General features: G+C 65.1%; 2 protein-coding genes. Both read left to right on the forward strand.

Annotation, left to right across the window (positions count from 1 at the left end; translation table 11 throughout):
* Positions 1-518, forward strand: a 518-nt coding sequence (locus AN233_RS11180) for a helix-turn-helix domain-containing protein (RefSeq protein ID WP_058366868.1), incomplete at its 5' end; no start/stop codon positions are given.
* Between the two features lie 60 nt (positions 519-578).
* Positions 579-1622: heavy metal translocating P-type ATPase (locus tag AN233_RS11185; RefSeq protein ID WP_176696680.1), on the forward strand; the 1044-nt coding region annotated here is incomplete at its 3' end.

Here is a 1622-nt window from a genome sequence, read left to right on the forward strand (position 1 = left end):
GCGCCACACAGACCACCCGCGTCCTCGACCGCACGGACGACGCGCTCATCCTCTACTCAGATTGGGAGCGCACTCCGACCTGCGCCTCAGTCCCCCACATCGCTCGCGACCACCTCGGCGACGGCGTGCTGTTCGAGACTCGTCACGAGGGCCGCCACTACACGTGGCGACTCATCCACTCCGGCGATGGCGACGTGGCGGCGTTCTTCGACGCTCTCAAAGTCGCCGTCGGGGAGTGCGCCCAGATGGAGATGCTCCGCACAGCGGACACAACATCAGCTAGGGGAAGCGACGGAACACCGAGTGGATTGCCTCCAGCCCAAGAGGCTGCTCTCCAGGCCGCCGTCGAACACGGCTATTACGAGTCGCCCCGCGAGGTTGACGTCGGCAAGCTCGCCGAGCATCTCGACGTGCCGCGGTCAACACTCACCTACCGACTCCGTCGGGCGGAAGAACATTTGGCGAAGCAACATGTCGCCGGCGAGCGGGTCACGGAAGAACAGCTGGCATCGTACTGAGGGCCGCAGTTGGAATATTCCAACAAAGACATATCGAACTCCCACTCCTACCGTGACGTGATGACAGAGAATCCGGACGCAGCAGGAGGAACGAGCGGCGGCGGACAGCGACGTGAGTTGACCGCCCGCCTCGCCGTTCCCGAGATGGACTGTCCCTCTTGCGCCCAAAAGGTGGACAAGAGCCTCCAGCGTGTCGACGGCATTACTGACGCCACGCTCCAGCCGACCACCGGCACGGCCAACGTCACGTACGACCCTGATCGGACCAGCGAAGCCGACGTAGTCAAGGCGATTGAAGGCGCCGGCTACGAGGTCGTCGGAGGCTCGGACGCCGAGGGCGAGGATGAGGACAACCAGGCGACCGATGGCGTCGACATCGCGCCACCATCGGAGGTCTGGACGAGTCCTCGCGCGAAGAAGACGTGGCTCGGCGCGGCGTTCGTCACGCTCGGCCTCCTCTTCGAGTTCCTCCTCACCGGACAGAACGTCACGGTGGCGAGCGTCCTCGAGTACCCGCTCCACATCGCAGATGTCCTGTTCCTCGGCGCCGTCGCCGCCAGTGGCATCCCGGTCGTCCGTAGCGGGTACTACTCCGCGAAGAACCGAAGCCTCGACATCGACCTGCTGATGGGGACGGCGATCATCGCGGCGACCGGTATCGGCTACTTCGTCGAGGCCGCTACGCTGGCCGTCCTGTTCAGCATCGCCGAGCTGCTCGAGGACTACGCGATGGACAGGGCACGGGACTCCCTGCGCGAGCTGATGGAACTCTCGCCCGACGAGGCGACCGCCCTTCGCGATGGTGAGGAAGTGACCGTTCCCGCCGAGGAGGTCGACGTTGGCGAGACCGTCGTCGTCCGCCCCGGCGACAAGATTCCGCTCGACGGAACGGTCATCGACGGCGAGAGTGCAGTCGACCAGTCGCCGATCACGGGCGAGAGCGTCCCCGTCGACAAGACTGCCGGCGACGAGGTCTACGCCGGCGCGATCAACGAAGAGGGGTACCTCGAGGTAGAGGTCACCTCGACCGCTGGCGATTCGACGCTCTCGCGCATCATCGAGATGGTACAGGGCGCACAGGCGAAGAAGACCGAGTCTGAGCAG

Source organism: Haloparvum sedimenti (assembly GCF_001462205.1).
Classification (GTDB): domain Archaea; phylum Halobacteriota; class Halobacteria; order Halobacteriales; family Haloferacaceae; genus Haloparvum; species Haloparvum sedimenti.